Annotated in this window: 11 protein-coding genes; all 11 read left to right on the forward strand. The window is 43.5% G+C overall.

The features are described 5' to 3' along the window. Position 1: 1 nt before the first annotated feature. Complete coding sequence (locus tag AMS66_RS22325; RefSeq protein WP_024632706.1) at positions 2-226, forward strand: DNA-directed RNA polymerase subunit beta; 225 nt, start codon at positions 2-4, stop codon at positions 224-226. A gap of 483 nt (positions 227-709) precedes the next feature. Continuing rightward, positions 710-1,141, forward strand: a complete 432-nt coding sequence (gene fabZ, locus AMS66_RS22330; RefSeq protein ID WP_024632705.1) for a 3-hydroxyacyl-ACP dehydratase FabZ — start codon at positions 710-712, stop codon at positions 1,139-1,141. Positions 1,142-1,198: 57 nt separating this feature from the next. Beyond that, positions 1,199-2,920 (forward strand): phospho-sugar mutase, encoded by a 1,722-nt coding sequence (locus tag AMS66_RS22335; protein ID WP_053782856.1) that lies wholly within the window; start codon positions 1,199-1,201, stop codon positions 2,918-2,920. A gap of 239 nt (positions 2,921-3,159) precedes the next feature. Further along, a complete protein-coding gene (locus AMS66_RS22340; protein ID WP_053782857.1) occupies positions 3,160-5,181 on the forward strand; it encodes a DUF5693 family protein in 2,022 nt (673 codons plus the stop codon). Next, positions 5,157-6,404, forward strand: coding sequence for a polysaccharide pyruvyl transferase CsaB (gene csaB, locus AMS66_RS22345; protein ID WP_053782858.1), 1,248 nt, complete (start codon positions 5,157-5,159; stop codon positions 6,402-6,404). Before AMS66_RS22340 ends, csaB begins: the two co-directional genes overlap by 25 nt. Before the next feature lie 6 nt (positions 6,405-6,410). Further along, the gene (locus AMS66_RS22350; RefSeq protein ID WP_053782859.1) at positions 6,411-7,169 is read left to right on the forward strand and encodes a WecB/TagA/CpsF family glycosyltransferase; all 759 of its coding nucleotides are present in this window, start codon (positions 6,411-6,413) and stop codon (positions 7,167-7,169) included. A gap of 408 nt (positions 7,170-7,577) precedes the next feature. After that, the gene (locus tag AMS66_RS22355; RefSeq protein WP_053782860.1) at positions 7,578-8,705 is read left to right on the forward strand and encodes a glycosyltransferase family 4 protein; all 1,128 of its coding nucleotides are present in this window, start codon (positions 7,578-7,580) and stop codon (positions 8,703-8,705) included. A gap of 163 nt (positions 8,706-8,868) precedes the next feature. After that, a complete protein-coding gene (locus tag AMS66_RS22360) occupies positions 8,869-12,855 on the forward strand; it encodes an S-layer homology domain-containing protein (protein WP_053782861.1) in 3,987 nt (1,328 codons plus the stop codon). A gap of 206 nt (positions 12,856-13,061) precedes the next feature. Continuing rightward, positions 13,062-13,403: a hypothetical protein gene (locus AMS66_RS22365; protein ID WP_053782862.1), complete on the forward strand. Its 342-nt coding sequence runs from the start codon at positions 13,062-13,064 to the stop codon at positions 13,401-13,403. A 517-nt stretch (positions 13,404-13,920) separates the two neighbouring features. Continuing rightward, the gene (locus AMS66_RS22370; RefSeq protein WP_053782863.1) at positions 13,921-17,538 is read left to right on the forward strand and encodes an S-layer homology domain-containing protein; all 3,618 of its coding nucleotides are present in this window, start codon (positions 13,921-13,923) and stop codon (positions 17,536-17,538) included. Positions 17,539-17,667: 129 nt separating this feature from the next. Further along, complete coding sequence (locus AMS66_RS22375; protein WP_053782864.1) at positions 17,668-20,292, forward strand: hypothetical protein; 2,625 nt, start codon at positions 17,668-17,670, stop codon at positions 20,290-20,292. Positions 20,293-20,352 lie beyond the last annotated feature (60 nt).

Raw genomic sequence — 20,352 nt, forward strand, 5'->3', positions numbered from 1 at the left:
GATGACAGATACACAGCAGCAGAACAGTAAGCCGGATAAGACGAAAGTCAAGAAGAAGAAGAGTGGATGGCGCATCGCAAGATGGTTTCTGGTTCCGGTCCTACTTGTTCTTGCCCTCGCTGGCGGATTGGTGGCTGGCTACGTGGTACTGGGCAAACAGGATATCGGTTCCGTATTGCAGTGGAGTACATGGGAACATGTATATGATTTGGTGTTCGCTCCGTAGATGAACGATATATGCGAAAACTCCTGCGCAGGCAGGAGTTTTCTTTTTGGCGTTGAAAACAGTATAATGATGGATGACGTTTCACGGCAAAAGAGGCCTCCCCTGCGAAAGACATTCGTCATCGCGAAGAGAGACCCCTTATCTTAACCTTCACTACTGCAGTCATGAAGGATATAACTAGTGTTAACTGAAAATATGCTTTCCATACAACATTAAAATTAAAAACCTTTTATATGAGGCTCGACTTGATCATAATCAGATTTTCCATGTCCACACTAAAGTCAGTGGAGGGAACGGAATCGTTCTAAAGAAGCGAAGCGCTCGCCTTTGTTTCCGAATGTTATCCATCTGAAAATAGTTCAGAAACATTCGGAAACAACAGCGATCGAAAGAACGATCCGCAACCGTAACGGTCATCAGTGCGCACATGTGAGCTTTATGATGAAGAATTCTCATATAAACATCCCGAGAGGAGATTACACTGTGCTCGACATCAAACAGATTCAAGAAATTATTCCGCACCGTCCCCCATTTTTGCTGGTGGATAAGATTGTAGAGTTAGAGGATGGCAAACGTGCCGTTGGATTAAAAAATGTAACCATTAATGAACCTTTCTTCATTGGTCATTTTCCAGAGTATCCGGTAATGCCGGGTGTGTTGATTACAGAAGCACTGGCACAAGTTGGTGCAGTAGCCATTCTTAATCTGGAAGGCAACAAAGGCAAAATCGGCTTTTTGGCGGGACTGGACAACTTCCGATTCCGTGGACAAGTTGTGCCTGGAGATACGTTGATGCTGGAAGTGGAAATTACGCGTCTTAAAGGTTCAATTGGTAAAGGCAAAGCTACAGCCAGAGTGGGCGACAAAGTGGTAGCAGAAGGCGAGATCATGTTCGCACTGTCTGACCCAAGCTAATGATTGTAGAGTTCAGAATTCAATTGAATTTTATATAGAAGGAAGGGGTTTGCAGGAATGGAACAGTTAAGCGGAACAGCAGCACAAACATTGCAGCAGTGGTTGGAGGATGCTTCGATTGATGAAGCGACGAAACAGGAGCTTCGTGATTTGCAGGATCAGCCGAAAGAGCTGGAGGATCGTTTCTACAGAAATCTGGAGTTTGGTACAGGTGGATTGCGTGGTGTGATTGGAGCGGGAAGCAACCGGATGAACCGTTATACCGTGGGTCGTGCAACGCAAGGGTTTGCGCGTTATTTGCTGGAGCAGCATGGCGCTAAAGAAGGTAAACCTTCTGTAGTGATCGCGCATGATTCCCGTCATTTCTCACCTGAGTTCACACTGGATGCTGCCCTGGTTCTGGCTGGAAATGGCATTGTGGCTAAGCTGTTTACTTCCCTGCGTCCTACGCCTCAGCTTTCCTTCAGTGTACGTCATTTGCAAGCAACCGGCGGTATTGTGGTGACGGCGAGTCATAATCCTCCTGAATACAATGGCTACAAAGTGTACAACCACGAGGGTGGCCAACTGGTACCACACGAAGCGGAGAAAGTCATTCAATACATTCAGGAAGTACCTTCCCTCGCGGATGTGAAAAAGCTGACGCAGGAAGAAGCCGAAGCTCAAGGATTGCTCGTATGGCTTGGGGAAGAGGAAGATCAGGCATTTGTTGATACGGTTGCCAGCCTAAGTCTCAGTCGTGACCTGATTCAATCCGGCGTCGGCAGTGATTTCAAAATCGTCTTCACTCCACTGCACGGAACAGGTAATGTGCCTGTACGTCGTGTGTTGGAACAGATCGGTTTCGAGCAGGTTCACATTGTGGCAGAACAAGAACAGCCTGATGCTGAATTTTCCACAGTAAAATCCCCTAACCCGGAAGAGCGCGAAGCATTTACGCTTGCAATGAAGCTGGGTGAATCCGTGGGTGCAGACATTCTGATCGGTACAGATCCGGATGCAGACCGCATGGGTGCGGTAGTGAAAAACAATGATGGCAAGTATTTCGTACTCTCGGGTAACCAATCCGGAGCTATCATGGTGCATTATGTGTTGAGCCGCTTGCAAGAGACAGGTAAACTGCCGAAAAATAGCGCGGTTATCAAAACGATTGTAACCAGCGAGATGGGAGCGGTCATTGCCGAGCATTACGGTGCAGAAGTGATGAACACCCTGACAGGCTTTAAATATATCGGTGAAAAAATGAACCAGTTCGAAGCAACCGGCAGTCATACGTTCCTGTTTGGTTATGAGGAAAGCTATGGTTACCTGGCAGGCAGCTACGCACGTGACAAGGATGCAGTTCTGGCGGCAATGCTGATTGCTGAAGCAGCTGCTTATTATAAAAACCAAGGCAAAACTCTCTATGATGTCCTGCAAGAGCTGTACAGCCAATTCGGATATTTCCTGGAGAAGCTGGAGTCCCGTACGCTGAAAGGCAAGGATGGCGTAGCTCAGATTCAGGCGAAAATGACCGACTGGCGTTCCAATCCGCCACAAGAAGTAGCCGGCATCGCTGTACAAGATGTGCTGGATTACTCCCTTGGCTTGGATGGCTTGCCTAAAGAGAACGTTCTGAAATATATTTTGGCAGACGGATCATGGTTCTGCCTGCGTCCTTCGGGAACAGAACCGAAGATCAAAGTGTACTTCGCCGTGCGCGGAGAGAGCCTGGAAGACGCGGAAAACCGTATCGAACGTCTGGCTACTACAGTGATGACGCGTGTAGACGCACAATAAATACGAATGCAGTACTGAGCAAGAACATGAGAAAGCCTCTCCGCACCGTAAGGTTGGTTGGCGGAGGGGCTTTTCTTTTAGGTAAAAAGGGTAAAAGTCTACGTCTATTTTGGATGAATTGCGGATAGATGCACGTTTGTTGACACAAGCTGTGTGTATCCGGTATTTATTCACTATTTTGCAATGAAAATCATGAGCTGAACGTGCATTTGGTTCCAACACTTGAGGAGGTACATGTAGTGCGTCAAAAATGGCTTTATTGGAATACCGCTTCCCGGAAGTGGCTGTGGATTGTTGTTATTATCGGTTTGATTGCTTCCATCCCTGTCATCAGTGATCGGGTGCAGACGGAATCTTCCACCAAAAAGGTGGAGCTTGTCTTCAATTATCGGGGTCTATTGGATATCTCGGCTTATCAGGCCCATCCGCAAGACTTCATGAATGAACAACTGACTCGTTTGAAAGATGCCGGAGTGACAACCATGGCGGTGTTCGAAAGTACACTGGAAGAGTTGAAGAAGTCCCGCCGTCTGATGGTATATAACGGGCAGGATATTGCGAACATGACCCAAAATGTCATTCCTTCTAACGATAATTACACGTATGTGCTGTTCACAAATGAGGAAAATGCACAAACGTATATCCCTATCATTGAACAAACGTTCGCCGATCGGGAGATTCCTGTGGTTCCATGGGAATATGAAGGTCGTAGCGGCTTAATATTGCAGACTTCACCGGAGAATGCGAACATGCAGCCTTTGCAGCCAGATCCGGTTGCCGTGAAGATGCTGCGTGATAAAGGGTTTTACATTTTGCCACGGATTGCAGACAGTGTTCCTTACAATCAGGAATCCATGGAACGCCTGCTTACCTTCTTCGAAGAGAATGGGGTAAAGCGCATCTTGTTTGATGGCGATGCTGTGAAAGGGTACAATGATAATGCAGAGATGAAGAGTCTCGATATGTTTGCCCAGCTGCTGAACAAGCATCATATTGGTCTGGCGGCTATTGAGAACTTGAAGAAACCACAATCCGGTTTTGAGACTCTCTCCTATAAAATTGACTACAATGTAACTCGTCTGTACTCCTTAAGTGACGGGGACGCCAATCTGGATGTAGACACTATTGCTGACCGTTTTGTTTTGGCTACCAAAGACCGCAACATTCGTATGCTCTATATGAATGCTGCGCCAAGTCGGAATACAGCCAAAGCCATGATCACCAATCCAATTGATAATCTAATCAATAGTTTGGGTGAACCTGGTCATGCGATTGAACGTATGGGGAAACACGGCTACGAACTGGGACAAGCTGAAGCGTTCACGGTTAAAGATTCTTCCATTCAGCGTTATGCCAAGCTGGTTGCCCTGATTGGTGCAATCGCAATGATTACGATTATGGTCTCGTATTTTGTACCACTGCTTACATTGCTGGTATTTGCTCTGGCTCTGGTAGGTAGTGCCGGATTATTCTTGCTTAAACCGACGTTGCTGGAGCAAGGAATTGCCTTGCTGGTCGCAATTAGCGCGCCAACCATTGCGATGGTACTGGCGGTGCGTACAGTGAACTATCAGCAACAACGTCAGCCAGACGCGCCTGCGGGTCGTCGATTGGCACAAACGATTTTCTTATATGTAAGAACGTCGATTCTTTCGTTCCTGGCGGTGCCTTTTGTTATCGCATTGCTGAACAGCATTACGTACAGTCTGGTCATCAACCAGTTCCGAGGCGTGAGTCTGTTGCACTTTGCACCGATGGGGCTTGTTGCGATTTATATTTTGTTTTACCGTGGTTCGGGTACGTTCTCCATTAAACAAATTAAGGATATTCTTCGTACACCGATTAATGTATTGATGGTTGTGTTGGCACTGGTTGCTGCTGTGGTTGGATACTATTATTTGAGCCGTACAGGCAACTCTGGTTCGGTTACACCATTCGAGATGTTCCTGCGTACAACGCTGGAAGACACATTCGGCGTGCGGCCAAGATTCAAAGAATTTATGCTGGGACACCCGCTGTTTATCGTTGGCGTGTTCGCCGCTTTAAAATATCGTAAAGTCATCTTTGTACTCATAATTGCAGCAATTGGACAATTGTCCATGGTGGATACGTTCGCGCATATCCATACGCCAGCTGTGTTGTCACTCATTCGTGGAGTGATGGGATTGGGACTTGGCTTAATCTTCGGTATCATTGCTGTGGGTGTGTGGCAAGTAGCGGAAGGATGTTGGAAAAAATGGTCACCACTTCTCAAAAGTTAGTCATCTCGGGATATTACGGATTCAACAACAGCGGAGACGAAGCGGTACTAAAGTCAATTTTGACGGCGCTGGAAGAGGAGAGTCACAGATCGAGCGTCACGATTGAGCCGATTGTGCTCTCCGGTGACCCGGAGTCGACCACTTCAATGTACGGTGTACGTTCAGTACATCGGATGAAGTTGAAGGAGGTTCGCGAAGCGATCAAGGAAAGTGATGGATTAATTAGCGGAGGAGGAAGTCTGTTGCAGGATGCAACCGGACTGAAATCCATCCCTTACTACCTGGGTGTCATCAAACTGGCACAATGGTTAAAAAAACCAACATTTATCTATGCGCAGGGCATTGGACCTGTAAATCGCAAAATTTTCAATCCAATGATTCGATCCGTCTTCAAAGCTTGCAATTATGTATCTGTGCGTGATGAACAATCCGCTGAATATTTGCGCGGGCTCGGATTGCAGTGGAATCAGATTCATGTGGTCCCTGACCCGGTGATGGGTCTGCCACTGCCTGAAGCCAATGCGGAAGAAGTAAGTTCGGTGAAACCGAACATCGAACGTTCAAACTCGGTAGAAACTCCATTTGAAGAATCATCTGAAAAATCTACTGAACAAACAACTTCTACCGAGAAGATCGTGGTTAATGCTCAAGGAGCAAGCATTCATACCAAACTCCCGGTGATCGGCGTTTCGGTACGTTTCTGGGAGTCCGATCGTAAAGAGCTTACAGCCATTGCTGCGGGATTGAAGAAGCTATGCTCCAAAAAGGCCGTTCACTTGCGCTTTATGCCATTTCACTTGCCCGATGATGAGCAGGCTTCACGTTTTGTCATGGAAATGCTCGGTGACCTCGGTAACAAGGGTAGCGAAGTAAGTATTACCAAGGATCTCACCGATCCTCAGCTGATGCTGCAGGAAGTTAGCAATTGTGATGTCGTTATCGGCATGCGTCTGCACAGTCTGATCTATGCAGCTTCACAGTATGTCCCACCCGTTGGTATCTCGTATGATCCGAAGATTGATCAGTTCATGCTGCGTCTGGATAGTGAAACCGTGGGCAGTACGGATGCGCTGGATGGGGATAAACTGGCGAAGACGGTGGCTAACCTGTTGGATCAGCGTTCACAGTGGCTGAAGGAACATGAAGACAGCATTACCGAATTGAAGCAGGAAGCCAAAGTGCCTGCTCAGCAAATTATTAAATATTTAGGCCGCAAAGGGTGAGATAAGATGAATCAGACCGGACCAATACCTACCGTTTCGATCTATGGTATTCCTTTTTCCAAACTAACGATGAAAGAAACGGTAGATGTTCTACGCGAAGCTGTGCTCACGAAGCAGCCGCACCAGGTCATCACAGCCAATCCCATCATGGTGATGGCCGCGCTGGAGAATCCAGCGATGATGAAGGTTATGCAATCTGCGGAAATGATTGTTCCCGATGGAACAGGCGTTGTATGGGCTGCCAATTATTGTGGGGAGCCTGTGGCAGAGCGGGTACCTGGATTTGAGCTTTTACATGAATTGCTGCGTGTTGGAGAAAACTATCGGTGGGGCGTGTATCTGCTCGGTTCCACACCTGAGGTGATTCAAGAAACGGCAGTTCGGTTACAAGAGCAATATCCGGCGATTCGAATTGTAGGTTATCGCGACGGTTATTTTGGTCCGGCTGAGGACGAGCAGGTTGTTGCTTCCATCCGTGAAGTTTCACCTGATCTTCTGTTTGTTGCACGTGGGGCAGACACGCAGGAACCGTGGATTCACAAGTACAAAGATACGCTTCAAGTTCCCGTTACGATGGGGGTTGGAGGCAGCTTTGATGTGATTTCGGGGAGAACCAAACGTGCACCTAAAGTGTTCCAAAAGTTAAGACTGGAATGGTTTTATCGTCTGCTTCGCGAACCTAGTCGGGCTGGCCGAATGCTTGCGCTTCCGAAATTCGCCATCAAAGTGATGCGGGACAAAGAAAACGTGACTAAAGTCCGTTAAAATTAGGCTATTACGCGTAAAATGAACGTTTTTGCTAAAAATTGAGGTTGGTATTTCGCCTGTGATCAGCGTATAATTCATTCCGGATTACATGTGTCGTGCTGCTTGAATTAAAACGTTACACTGAGCAACTACGATAGCAAGGCAACCTTTCGATCGCTGTTATCCCCAGATTTCTTTTATTACCCTTTTATAAGGGTGAAATCAGGTGATAGCGTATGCTTTCGAAGTAGCTTTCTTTCAGAAAGCTTTCAGGCGAACGCTTCGCTTCTTCAGGTTTTCCTTGCTCTCTTCGTTATCGTGTAACAAGTATTCAAAAATGACTAACAAAACATTTTTTATATATAAAAAGAGATCAGGGGATTTATAATTTCTTACAGGTATTATAATTGGGGGTCGAATGTTCAAATGGTAGCGATCTTTATCATTGGATTTATCGTGTCAATGGGACTGGCTCTTGCCCTGACACCGCTTGTCAAAAAATTCGCAGTCAGAATCGGAGCAATGGATACGCCTAATGCCCGTAAAGTGCACACTCGGATTATGCCGCGTCTTGGTGGTCTAGGGATTTTCCTGGCCTTTGTCATTACGGTTGCTGCACTGCTTCCTTTTGTGTCGGCATGGTTTACGACAAGAGATATGAGCTTTGTCAGTGCTTTTCTGATTGGTGGATCGATCATCGTACTGATTGGTGCGTTGGATGACCGTTTTGAACTGTCAGCCAAAGTGAAGCTGCTCGGACAAATTGTTGCTGCTGCTGTAGTCGTATTCGGATTCAATATCCGTGTAGACTTCGTAAATATTCCTTTTCAGGATGCATACTCCTCACTGGAAGCGTGGGTGTCCATTCCGCTGACGATCCTCTGGATTGTTGGTGTAACGAATGCGATTAACCTAATTGATGGTCTGGATGGTCTGGCTGCCGGTGTATCCGGTATTGCCATTGGTACCATTGCCGTGATGTCCTTCCTGATGGGTAACATGATGATTGCCTTGATGTGTCTTGTACTGCTTGGTAGTATTGTTGGTTTCTTGTTCTTCAACTTCCACCCAGCCAAGATCTTCATGGGTGATACGGGATCACTATTCCTTGGTTTCTCTCTGGCGATGCTGTCCATGCTCGGATTTAAACAAATTGCTGTTGTGTCCTTCATTACACCGCTCATCATTATCGGTGTGCCGCTCTCGGATACCTTCTTCGCGATCATTCGTCGTGCGGTGCAACGGAAACCGATTTTTTCACCGGACAAAGGTCACTTGCATCACTGCCTGCGTGAGCTTGGATTCAGTCACCGTCAGACGGTACTGATCATCTACGGTATTGCCGCATTCTTCGGTGTACTGGCGATTATCCAATCTTCCGCTGCGATGTTCGAAGCCAACTGGGTAACATTCGTCGTGATCTGTATCATGATGTTCTTCCTCCAGGTCGGAGCAGAAGTCATCGGACTTGTTAGCAAAACCAGAAGGCCGGTCATTAACTTCCTGATGCGTATGCGCGTCAAGTTGAACCCGGAAACCCGTTCGAAATCCTAAATAGAAACGCTCGATTACTGATATTATTGAATATTCTTTCAACCCAAACCTTGTCCCTCGTGGACAAGGTTTTTTGTTTATTTTGCTGTTTTTACTAAATAATTGGAACCCTTCGGCCGATATATAACGGTAACTGACTTAAAAAGAGGAGAGATGATACGTAATGCAACAAAAGAAACGGCCGTTGGCATGGATCATGTTGGTCGCTATGGTATTCTCACTGTTTCCACAAGGTCTATTCGGTGGGTCCGTTGCATCCGCTGCAGATGCATTTTCGACGTATTTTACACCATCCGATCGAACAATTCGAGAAAGTTCAAGGCTTTCACTTGTCTATGATTCTAGTCCCGGCAAGGATAATTCCAACTTCCTGTCGAGGGAACTTGTGTATAAAAGCCCTACTTCTTCGTTAGATATTACGGGCACATTTGCAATGGTTAACGGTTCAAGTCTAAAAGTGAAAGTTGAGCAGTTAAAGCTAGTTGAAGAAGGAAACTTGCGTAAATGGGTTCCGGATGAAACACGTGCTGTAACTACAGCTATCACGAATAGTGGTAGTAATCGTTTTACAGCTAGTAATGTAGGCTTGTTTTCAGGATTCAATAGAATTACGTTTATTGGCACACAAGGCAATAGTTCAGTAGAAAGTTCTGATTCATTCTATGTAATGTATGATCCTGCTCCTTATATTGAAAACTTCATACTCTATACAGACCGTACCATACCAGGTGGCGGTGTAGCGTATAACCTAAATGAAGGTACCGAGACCGTTGTGGATACAGAGCGTGTAGATTTCCAAGGTACGGTTAAGAATGCAACACAAGTCTCCATTTCCGTTAATGGCGGGGAACCAATGGACCCCCCTGTAACAACGGATGGTAGTTTCTTTGCATCTCAAATAAAGCTATTACCCGGTAAAAATATTTTGAAGTTCAACATTGAAGGTCAGCCTAATGGGATTGAAACGGAGCGTGTTGTTTATTATTTTGATAAAACTAAACCTTTCGTAGATCTCAAGGTAACGATTGGAAATGAGACCAAATCTGTAGTGAGTAAAACGGATCTGGCAACCTTCACGGACCCAGATAAAACAAAAGGGACATTAGCTGGTCAGATCCTGGTTCCTTATGTGGAGGGTAGTGGCAAATTCGCAGATGAGGGTACCGTAACCGTCCAAGGTAAAAGTTACAGTATTACAGTACAGGACCAGGATGAGAAGTTGATCACAGGTCCAGATGGAAAAACCGTCAAGTATCGGATGGTAAGCTTTACATCCAATGCTGAGTATGATCTGAACCCGAGTCTCACCGACAGTACGAAGGCTGCCAAGAATCAGACACTTGTAGTGAAAATAGCCCAAGGTGCGTTCAGTGCGGAATATACAGCTAGTTACGTGTATTCATCAGGTGCACAAGACATTACGAACCTATATTACCTGCCTAACTATAAGGGAGGAGCAGTTGACTCTAAGAGGCCGCTTAATGGTGCAACATTACAAGAGGATAAATTGTATATCCTTGTAGAATCAGGAAGCACGCTTAACAAGGACCCTGTCCCAGTACTTAAAGGTGTGTACTTACCGTCAGGGGTTAACCCGGTTATTCTTACAAGATACATTGGTGCAACAGGTCTGAAGGATAATGAGCAGGTGTACGAAGTGACGAATCTTGCAAGTGGTAAACAGCAACTCCGTTTCTCGTTCAGTGATAATCCGGAACCGGATCTGGCTAAGGTTGTCGAGGTTACTTATGCGACGATTAGCTCAATCTATGTAGGAAGTATACAGACAGGTGAAACGTACACGTTTGATTCATCCAAAGGAACGCAATACCTGAACGTAGAAGGTGAACTCCTAGGTTTCAAAGACCTAACTGACTTGAAGGCAGAGATGCTTGTTAATGGTCAGTTGATAGCAACAACAGTAGAAAGTTTAGTGAATGCTACAGATTTGGAAATCCCTGCAGGATCTACAAAGGTTCCGGTCATTGCATTCCCGAAAACACAAAAGTTCAAATTCAGTTTGCCGATTAAGAAAAATGGTCCAATCTATTACGGAGAGAACACTATTGATATTCGTGCCATTGTTGACGATGCGGGTGGACGACCGAAAACAATAACATCGGTTCTGAAGATTAATGTAGTGGATTCGTATAATTCAACCATTGCTTCTTTTATGCCAACACGTATCCCTACAAGCAGAGAATCATTTGATAATAAAACAGTCGCAAACTACACAGAAGAAAAATTAAGTAGAATTTTTGCGGTGACTCCTGACTTTATTCTCAGAGACGGTAAGTATGTAACGAGTGAAAAAGAATTCGACCTCGTGTTCCGGGGGAGTGGAGCGCAAAATATCAACTTGAGCTATGGGTCAAAAGTGATTTTCAGTAAAACTGTTAATAATACAGAAGTATTGGAAAGTACAGACAACAGTTCAACGGTTGGAGATATCACCGGCTCTGACTTTGCTGGTAATGAGGATTCGTTCATCGGACGGATTCGTGGATTGAAATTTGATGCGCCAGGAACGCAAGTGTATACGCTTGAGTTGATTAACAGTACAGGTGCTCGCTCGACACAACGGATTGAGGTTGTACGTGAGCCTGCTCCATACCGGATCTTAGCTCCTCAACCTACGGTAGGCGACCAGATCGTTGTTAACAAAAACTATGTAAGATTTGATATTGAAGCAGAGGGAGCAACTCAAGTCCTGATCGGAAAAGAAGTTGCTGAGAAGCGCACAGATTATAATAATCGTTTCGTGCTCGATTATGTGGGATTGAAGCCTGATAAGGATAATAAAATCAAGATTGAGATCACACGTGATGGTGGGAAAATTAGCGATACAGTTTCTGTATACTACACTAGTGCAGTGACAACGAATTCACAGTATATGGCTCCTAAAGTAGCTAACAAATATACAGCATTTAATAAAAATTTACAACTTTCTTTCCCTAAAGGGACCGTTTTGCAATCTCAAAATTCAATAGGCATTACAAAATTCTATCCAAATAACAAAGTTTTATTTGGAATTGCAGAGCCGAGAAAAGGAATAGTGGAAAAGATAAATGATTATGGTTATGACACTGAAGTTGGAGGCGAATATAAGCCTAAGATTGAAATTCCGTTATCAGTTTCGGGTAATTTCTCATCTGCACTGGATACGAGTGACTTTACGTTGATTTCCGATATTTATTGGATCAATGGAGGGATAGGAGAACAAGGTAATAGAAGTGATAGCGGATATAAGTCCGCTACAGATGGAGTCACACCATACAGTATGGACGGAATTTTCACTACGTTTGCCGCTGAACGTATCCTTACTCCATCCAATCGTGGATCATTAATTTTGAACTATGATCCGTCCATTGTAGATGATGTGGGTTCAACAATCACCGTATTCCGTCTTTCGGACAAAACGCAGACGGGCACCTGGGTGCCGATTGGTGGTAAAGTAGATACGAAAAATCATACAATAACTGTTCCATTTGATGAGTTTGGTTATTATAAAGTAATGAAACAAAGCAGAAGTTACGCGGATATTACGAACCATCCATGGGCAAGAAACTACCTTAATGCAATGTATGCCAAAGGTCTGATGAAGCCATTGAAGAGTAATTCGTTTGGTGCGGATGACCGAGTGACACGTGGGGAGTTTGCAACATTGTTGGTTAAAGGGATGGATATTCCAATTACTACTCCGACGCAGCAAACATTCAGTGATGTAGGAAAAGGTACTGGAGCTGAGATTTGGAGTTATGAAGCCATTGAGACAGCAGCACGTGTAGGGATTATCACGGGACGCAGCGATGGGTTCTTCCAGCCGCAAATGCCAATATCCAGAGAAGATGCAGCCGTTATGATAGCGCGTGCGATGAACGCCAAACTTGCAGCCAATGACAGCAAACTATCTTCAGCACTAGGTAAGTCATTTCTGGATTCTTCCTCAATTGAGTATTATGCTCGTCCAGCTGTGCAAGCTGTAACGAAGGCTAAAATCATGGATGGTAGTCCTGTGACTGTAGCGGGAGCTAAAAAAGCACAGTTCCAATTTAACCCCAAAGGGAATATGACTCGTGCGGAAGCGGCTAAAATTGCTGTGGAATTGCTCAAAAAGAGCACCGGTTTATTCCCGAAAACCTTGAGTTAATTTAGGTGATGTTTTAATGCATTTTAGGAAGGATCTGTCCCTTGCGCTAAAGGGGCAGGTCCTTTTTATGAGTGTTATGTAACTGATAAAGAACACTTTTATAATAGAAGAAATAAGTTTTTTACCAATAACTATTTTTGTAATTTGCTAGAGTTTAAGATACAATAACGGTAAATACACAATGATCTAGAGGGTGAAGTTAGCTAATGAAACCGATTTATTCGAAGGCCCAGCTGGGCTACATGAAGGCAAAGACACAGTTCGAGAAGCAGGCAGTCATTCTGGAGAAAAAGTTGGAAGATACACGTAAGACGGAGGAGATCTCTCAGGAAGTGATGGAAGGGCTTGTACAGACTACTGGCTTCCATGATGCGTATAACAATCTGGTTCTGGCTGAGAATGAATTGATTGAATGGTCTCACACGACGATGAAGCATGAGAAAACGTACCGTGAGAACAGACAACCAATCGATGATATGTATCTGAGATTGAACAGCGATCCGCAGATGCGTGCTCAAATTATCGATCTTGCGATGAAAATTCGCTAACCTATATAACCAGAATAGTACGAAAAGCATCCCAGAATGGGATGCTTTTTATTTTACTTATTGTGGAATTTGTCGCTTCATAGTATGAAACTATGGGTATAAATAAACGTTGGCAACATAGAAGAAGCACCCTTTATATTGGAAAGAACACAGTGGCATCAATGCTATATAATGGTTTTGAATGGCTATCTTACCCGCACTGTACCTATACATAAATAAATTCAAAACTTTTTTTGTGTAATCCGCAACTTTTTGAAATCTGCTGCGTTTAAGATGTAGAGTTAAAAACATTGGGCCTGCTACCAAGAATGACCTCGTGAAGAATCTTGTCTATTTTTTAGAAAAAATTGCTTTACGACTCGGAAGACCCATTGTATAATACGAAGGTAGGATTAGGAAACTACTCTATTTTCGTATGGTTCTGCTTTACAACTTAGTTTACAAGTTTCTGTGATATGCTCACAGACATCATTTATATTAACTTGCTCACAACTCTGGAAAGGGGGTGCAACAATATATGAGGAATACGAGCGACCCTATTAAAGAAAATTCAAATGTTATGAACACCCAAGGAGGAGAAAAAAAGGTTATGAAGAAAATTTTATCCGTAGCATTGTCTACAGCAATGGCATTCTCAATGTTTGCATCTGTAGCATTCGGTGACACAGCAGTTTCACCACAACAACAGTTTGATGCATTGAAAGCAAAAGGTATCTTCTCTGGTTACCCAGATGGTACTGCAGGTTTGGATAAAGACATGACTCGCGCTGAGTTCGCTAAAGTCATCACTAAATTGCTCGGTCTGAAAGAGATCACTGGAACTCTTTCTTACACTGACAAAAACTACACAGCTAAAAACTGGGCTGTACCTTACATCGAAGCAGTAACTGCTGCGGGTATCATGGAAGGTAAAAACGTTGAGAAGAAAATCTTCGACTTCAACGGTAAAGTAACAGTGTCTGAGATGGCTACCATCCTGACTCGTGCACTTGACCTGGAAATCCCAGCTGAAACTAACAATAGTGCAGCTGATTGGGCTAAAGGTTATGTTCAAGCAGCAATCAACGCTGGTTTGATCGATTCTAAAGCTAACTTCGGTGCTAACGCTTCCCGTGAATTGCTTGTAGGCGCTGCTTACGCAATTGACCAAGCGCAAAGCTTGAAAGTTACAAAATACGAAGTAAGTGAAGGCGGTAAAGTCGTTACTTTCACAATCAGTGACGGCGAAACTGTAAAGGTTACTTTGGAAAAAGCTCTTGAAGCTAACAAAGAAACTGAAGTGAAATTTACTTACAAAGATAAATCTTTCACTGAAAAAGTTACTTATGTTGTAGAAGCTGCAACTAAAGTACAATCCGCTTCTTCCACTAACCTGAAAGAAGTAGACGTTGCTTTTGACGGTAAAGTAGACAAAGCTACTGGAACTGACAAAAACAACTACACAGTGGACAATAACTCCCGTAAAGTTAAATCTGTAACCTTGTTGGAAGATGGCAAAACAGCACGTCTCTTGTTGGATACAACTTCTGCAGGTACATTCACACAAGGAACTACTTACAAAGTAGTTGTTAAAAACGTGAAATCTTCTACTGGTACAGTATTGCCACAAGGTGAGGTTTCCTTCACATCTGCTGACAATACTTTGCCTACAGTAACAGAAGTTAAAGCTCTGGGAACTAAAGCAATCAAAGTTACTTTCTCTGAGCCAATTAAAACACCAACAAGCAGCAACTTCCAATTGGATGATAAAGCATTTGTTGGATCTGTAACTTTGGGTGCTAATGAGCGTGAAGTAATCCTGCGTGACTACACAGGAACAATCTCCGCTGGAGCTCACAAGTTGACTACTTCTTTGGTTGAAGATTATGCAGGCCTGAAATCTTTGGCAGCAACATCTGATTTCACAGCGGCAGTTGATACTGAAGGTCCTAAAGTGACTGAAATCTCCGCTACTTTGGAAAAAGTTACTGTAACTTTCGATGAAGAAGTAGATCCAAACTCTGTAACTAACGAAAGCTTCTACTGGTTGTCTGGTACAACTAAGAAAACTGGTAAAGCTACACAAATCTCTGGTAATGTTTACGAAGTAGACTTTACTGCTAACCGTCTTCCAGGTTACGAAACAAACTTGTTTGTTGACGTGAAAGACTACTCTGGTAATGCAAATGCTACTAAAGAACATAAAGTGACTGCTACAGTTGACCTTGTTCAACCTAAAGTAGTAGACGTAACTTATGGTAGCGATGTGACTGACGAATTGACAGTTCGTTTTGATAAAGCTGTTAACGCAGGAGATATCAAATACTTTACTGTTAAAAAAGGTAACGATGTAATCCCAGTTAAGAGTGTTTATGCAAAACCAGGTTATGATAATAAAGTATTTAATGTTACATTCTATTCCAAACTGTCTGGTTCTTACAGCTTGAAAGTAGCTGATGTCAAAGACTTTACAGCTTTGAATAATACCTTGGTAACATATGAAGGTACTTTCTTGGCAAGTGATAGTGCTGCTCCTAAACTGGCAGACTTTGGCGGCGTAGATGTTAATCGTTCGGAGCGTAAAGTTGCACTTACATTCGACAGAGAAATTGATCTCGCTACGTTGAACAATCGTGCTAACTATTATGTTAAATTTGTAAAATCCGGATCTTCTGTAGCACAAAACATTTCTCTTCCAACTGATGTACAAGTGAATGTAGCTAACGATGGTAAATCTGTTGTTCTGGTATTCCCACAATACATCGAAGGAACACTTGTTTCATTCCCAGGATCTGTTCAAGAAGTTAGCATTGCTGGTTTGAAATCCAAAACAGGTCAAGCTACATCTTGGATTGAATCCGGCACTTTGAATGAGACAGTTATGGCTACACCTACAGCGGAACAAAAAGATGCAAGAACAATCGAGTTGACTTTCAACAAAGCGATTGCTCAAGCTTCCGTAAATGATTTCACTGTATCTGGAAATAACACTGTGAACTCTGTATCAATTGACAATAATAAAGTGACGCTGAAAACATCAGCAGATCTTGCTAACAGCACTAATGTTAACATTTTGAACAATAACAGCATTCAAACTTATGCTGGTCATAAAATTGCTGGAGTTCAGTTGACTACTACTGGAAGTGTAGCTCCACGTGTTAAACTTAATTCTGGTGATACTCTTTCACAAAATGACCGAGTAATTGTACTTCCATTTACTGTAGCTCTTGATAACACAGTAGATGCTACTGGTGTGGCAGCAAACCTTTTGGTCAAACGTGCTGACAAAGCGTCTGATAGCGATGCATTGGTGCCTGTAACTGATTACACAGCTAAAGTTGTAGGTAGTACAGTTGAAATCACTATTAAAGACACTTATTCCAACCCTAGCAATATTGAATATATTGTTAGTGTGAAAGACAATGCAACATTTATTCGCACTACTGATGGTAAGTTTGCTGCTAAATCGGATGCATTCAGAACATCGACTAATGTAACTTCACCAACAGGTGTTACTACTAGTGCAGTTTCAACTGTTAGAGAAGGCGCTGTTCAAGACAATGGTGCAAAACAAGTAGCAGAATTGACTCTGACAGGAACACCAACTGTTGATGAAGATGTGATTGTAGTATTCAATGACGGTGCTGCTAAAAGTGTAACTCATACAGTAGTTGCTGGTGATACACTGACTACAATTGCTACAGCTGTTGCTGGTGACTTTAATACTGCATTGACGGCTAATTACGTTGTAACTAGCAACGGTGCAAAAGTTGTATTCACAGCTAAAAATGAAGCGAATAGCAAACCAATTGGTGCTACTGTTTCTGGTGCTGCATTGTCTGGTTCTGCACGGACAACATCTGAAGGTAAAGCGCCAGTGGCTGCTGCTGCACAACAAGTGAAAATCACTGTAACGCAAAAAGCGAACAGAGATGGAAGCAACACAGTGAAGTTCACAGATGGAACAATCACTAAAGAAGTAAAAGTTGATGTTTTGGCTTCTGAATCTACAAGTGATATTGCTCTAAATATCAAAAATGCATTTGCTGGAGAACTGACTGGTTACACAGTAACAAATTCAGCTTCAGATGTAATCTTCACAGCAGATAATGCTGCGGCTAACAAAACAATCACTATTACAACTTCTGCTAACTAATAGAAGTTAGTTAAGAAAAAGCTTACCCTTAGGGTAAGCTTTTTTCTTTTTATACAACAACATCGTAACTTTCTTTCCCTCTCAAACGTTTATACTATAAGCAACAAGCAACTTATGGGAGGTTTGGAAGTGGATCATAAAAAGGTCATGATGACTTTAATAGCAAGTATGTTGTTGATCAGTTCAAGTGGGGGGATCGCAGCAGCTGCGAATACGTCGACGAGTTCAAATAATTCATTAAATAACAATACAACGAAGAAAGAACAGACACCCACAGCTAAAAAGGTAGTACATACATTGGCCAACGTTCCTGTGGTGAAAGTAACCGCAAGGAGTACCGTGAAATTAACGGACGTAAATATCTTGTCTCAAGATGATGGGAACACAGTGACGTATACGTTAACGTATCAAAATAATGACAGTAAACCTATGATGATGCTCGATTATTGGAGCAAAGTGAAGACCAAAGGAGGGACGAGCTTTTCTCCGAAACTGATTGCCAAGGATCAGGAAAAAAAGACGGTATCTCCAGGTTCCACGGTGGATCTCACTTACGTGATGAAGGTTGGACGTGAAGTGAAGTTGAGTGATCTGAACTTCCTGATTGTAAAATGGGATTTCAGTAAACCCAACTATGAAAGCACATTGGGGAAATTCAACGTTCCTGCTTCATATAGCATTACAACACCCGTAGGCAAAACAAAAACGGTTCGTTTGAGTGATTCAGCCGTCAAGGTTAAGGTGTCAGGAATCAAAGTATATCCGGGTGAAGATAAGAAGCAATATGTCAAAGTTGGTGTAAACCTCAATAACATTAGCTATAAACTGCTAGATAATCCGAATATCAAATGGATTTTGCGTACATCGAGTGGTACGAACTATCCATTAACCCCGGATAAAGATAGCACAGGCATCAGCATCCAGGCACAGGCAAATAAAACATTGAGCTTAATGGCCTCTTTGCCCACAGCGCTGAAACTCGAAAAGTCTGAATTGCTGCTTGTGGAAGAACAAGGTGAAGAGAAGACAGCTCTACCTGTGGCTGCTTTACAACTGCCAGAAGCTAGTAGTCAATCTAATGTGGTTACGGCAGCGAATCAACCGAATATCATTTCAATTGATGGACAACCTGTATCCACACTTCTTGAATCTACACGTGTTCGTGGAGAGGATGAAGAATATGATCTAACGATGCAATGGGTTATTAAGAACCAAGGGAAGAAAGAAGTTAAGATTCCTAAATACGCATTAGAGATCCGTACAGCGGATGGTACAGCTTACCCGATTGAGACGAAGGCATTGGATGATCTGAAGCTGAAGCCAGGTGCGACGAAGACGATTAAGCTGATCACTACCATTCAAGGTGATGGGGATACCAGCAAAATTAAACTGTATGCCATGACTCCGATAACGAAGGAAGAAAGTAAGGAAGGAAACACGAATGCTAGCAGCTTTGAGTTCTCCTATCCTGTGGGTATCTACGCTATACCGGAGTCTGTAACCAGTGGAGATGGGCTTACTACTGAAACGGTGATCAAGAACAGCAAAGGCACATTCGGAGTGTCTGTCGGCTCTCTCCAACGCCTGCCATGGACAGATAGTGATATTATTGCTGCCAAGGTGACCATTCGTAACGCATCGGCCAAAACCGTTCAATTACCTGAGCTGGAAGCGATGTTCACCATCGACTCCGCACGAATTGATGGAGATACAAAGCTGATTCGTGCGCAAGGTGGTAAGTTACTTGGCCCAGGTATGACTACAGAAGCTTATCTCTTGACCAAAATTCCATCGGAGCTGAATATGAGTCGTCTGGAAGTGACTTTACTGGAGAAGGTAGGCGAAGAAGAAACAAACGATTGGATTACCCTCAGTACGTCCGGTTTAATTCAGCCACTTTCTTATGTAGGTGCAGGGAAGACCTTTACTCAAGGTACTGCCGAAAAAGAAACCGAGCTGGGTGTGCGCAGAACATATGTATATCCGGGGTCTTCGTCCGATATTGTCTATACCGAGTTCGAAATGACGAACAAATCATTGCGTCAGAGCGGTCTCGCGAAATTAGTAGGATATTATAAAACAGCAGATGGTCAGTATTATAAAGCAACTGCCAAACAGGCTGATCGTGTACCAGGACCAGGTCAGAAGAGTGTTGTAACCTTCTGGGCCAAAGTACCGAAGAGTGTAACGTCAACATCCGATATGCGACTGATCGTGGGTGAAGGTGTGGCTGACAACAAATTTGTATCTGGTGAAGGAGAGGCTACAGCTTATGTCAATGCGATGGCATTTGAAGTACAGCCAAAAACATTACAAGTGCTGGCTTCCTTGAACGATATTGATTTGTATCCATACAAATTCTCTGGCAGCAATATCAGAGCGTATCTCACAGGTGGTACATCGGTTCAGATTGAGATGATTTACTCGTTAACGCAGGAAGAAGCAGTAGATAGCGGCGAATACGGACACAAATTGATTCTTTCTCTCACAGATGGATCTGGTAAAGTGTTTGATAAAGAGCTTACACCGGGAACCGATCTGAAAACAGGTATTAATCAGACGCTGAACTGGAGCATAGATGACTCCGTCTTCAATAAAATACGCGGGGGTTCATATCGTGTAGCATTGTATGATGTGTTTGAGGGCCAACGGATTCGTCTTGCAGAACAAGGGTACAGTTACGATGTGTCCAAACTGCCAAAAGAAGAACCAGAGTTTCCGGAAGAGGGTTCCGGGAACAACAATACAAAATAATAAGTAGATAGTTTATCTATACTACTATACTGTGAATACAAGCAAAACCTCGTTTCCGAG

The sequence above is a fragment of the Paenibacillus xylanivorans genome, assembly GCF_001280595.1.
Classification (GTDB): domain Bacteria; phylum Bacillota; class Bacilli; order Paenibacillales; family Paenibacillaceae; genus Paenibacillus; species Paenibacillus xylanivorans.

What these genes read in the sequence shown, in the direction of transcription:
- csaB (WP_053782858.1), top strand. Translation starts at nt 5,157, where the DNA reads ATGGTCACCACTTCTCAAAAGTTAGTCATCTCGGGATATTACGGATTC.
- AMS66_RS22350 (WP_053782859.1), top strand. Translation starts at nt 6,411, where the DNA reads ATGAATCAGACCGGACCAATACCTACCGTTTCGATCTATGGTATTCCT.
- AMS66_RS22325 (WP_024632706.1), top strand. Translation starts at nt 2, where the DNA reads ATGACAGATACACAGCAGCAGAACAGTAAGCCGGATAAGACGAAAGTC.
- AMS66_RS22355 (WP_053782860.1), top strand. Translation starts at nt 7,578, where the DNA reads ATGGTAGCGATCTTTATCATTGGATTTATCGTGTCAATGGGACTGGCT.
- AMS66_RS22370 (WP_053782863.1), top strand. Translation starts at nt 13,921, where the DNA reads ATGAGGAATACGAGCGACCCTATTAAAGAAAATTCAAATGTTATGAAC.
- AMS66_RS22335 (WP_053782856.1), top strand. Translation starts at nt 1,199, where the DNA reads ATGGAACAGTTAAGCGGAACAGCAGCACAAACATTGCAGCAGTGGTTG.
- AMS66_RS22360 (WP_053782861.1), top strand. Translation starts at nt 8,869, where the DNA reads ATGCAACAAAAGAAACGGCCGTTGGCATGGATCATGTTGGTCGCTATG.
- AMS66_RS22365 (WP_053782862.1), top strand. Translation starts at nt 13,062, where the DNA reads ATGAAACCGATTTATTCGAAGGCCCAGCTGGGCTACATGAAGGCAAAG.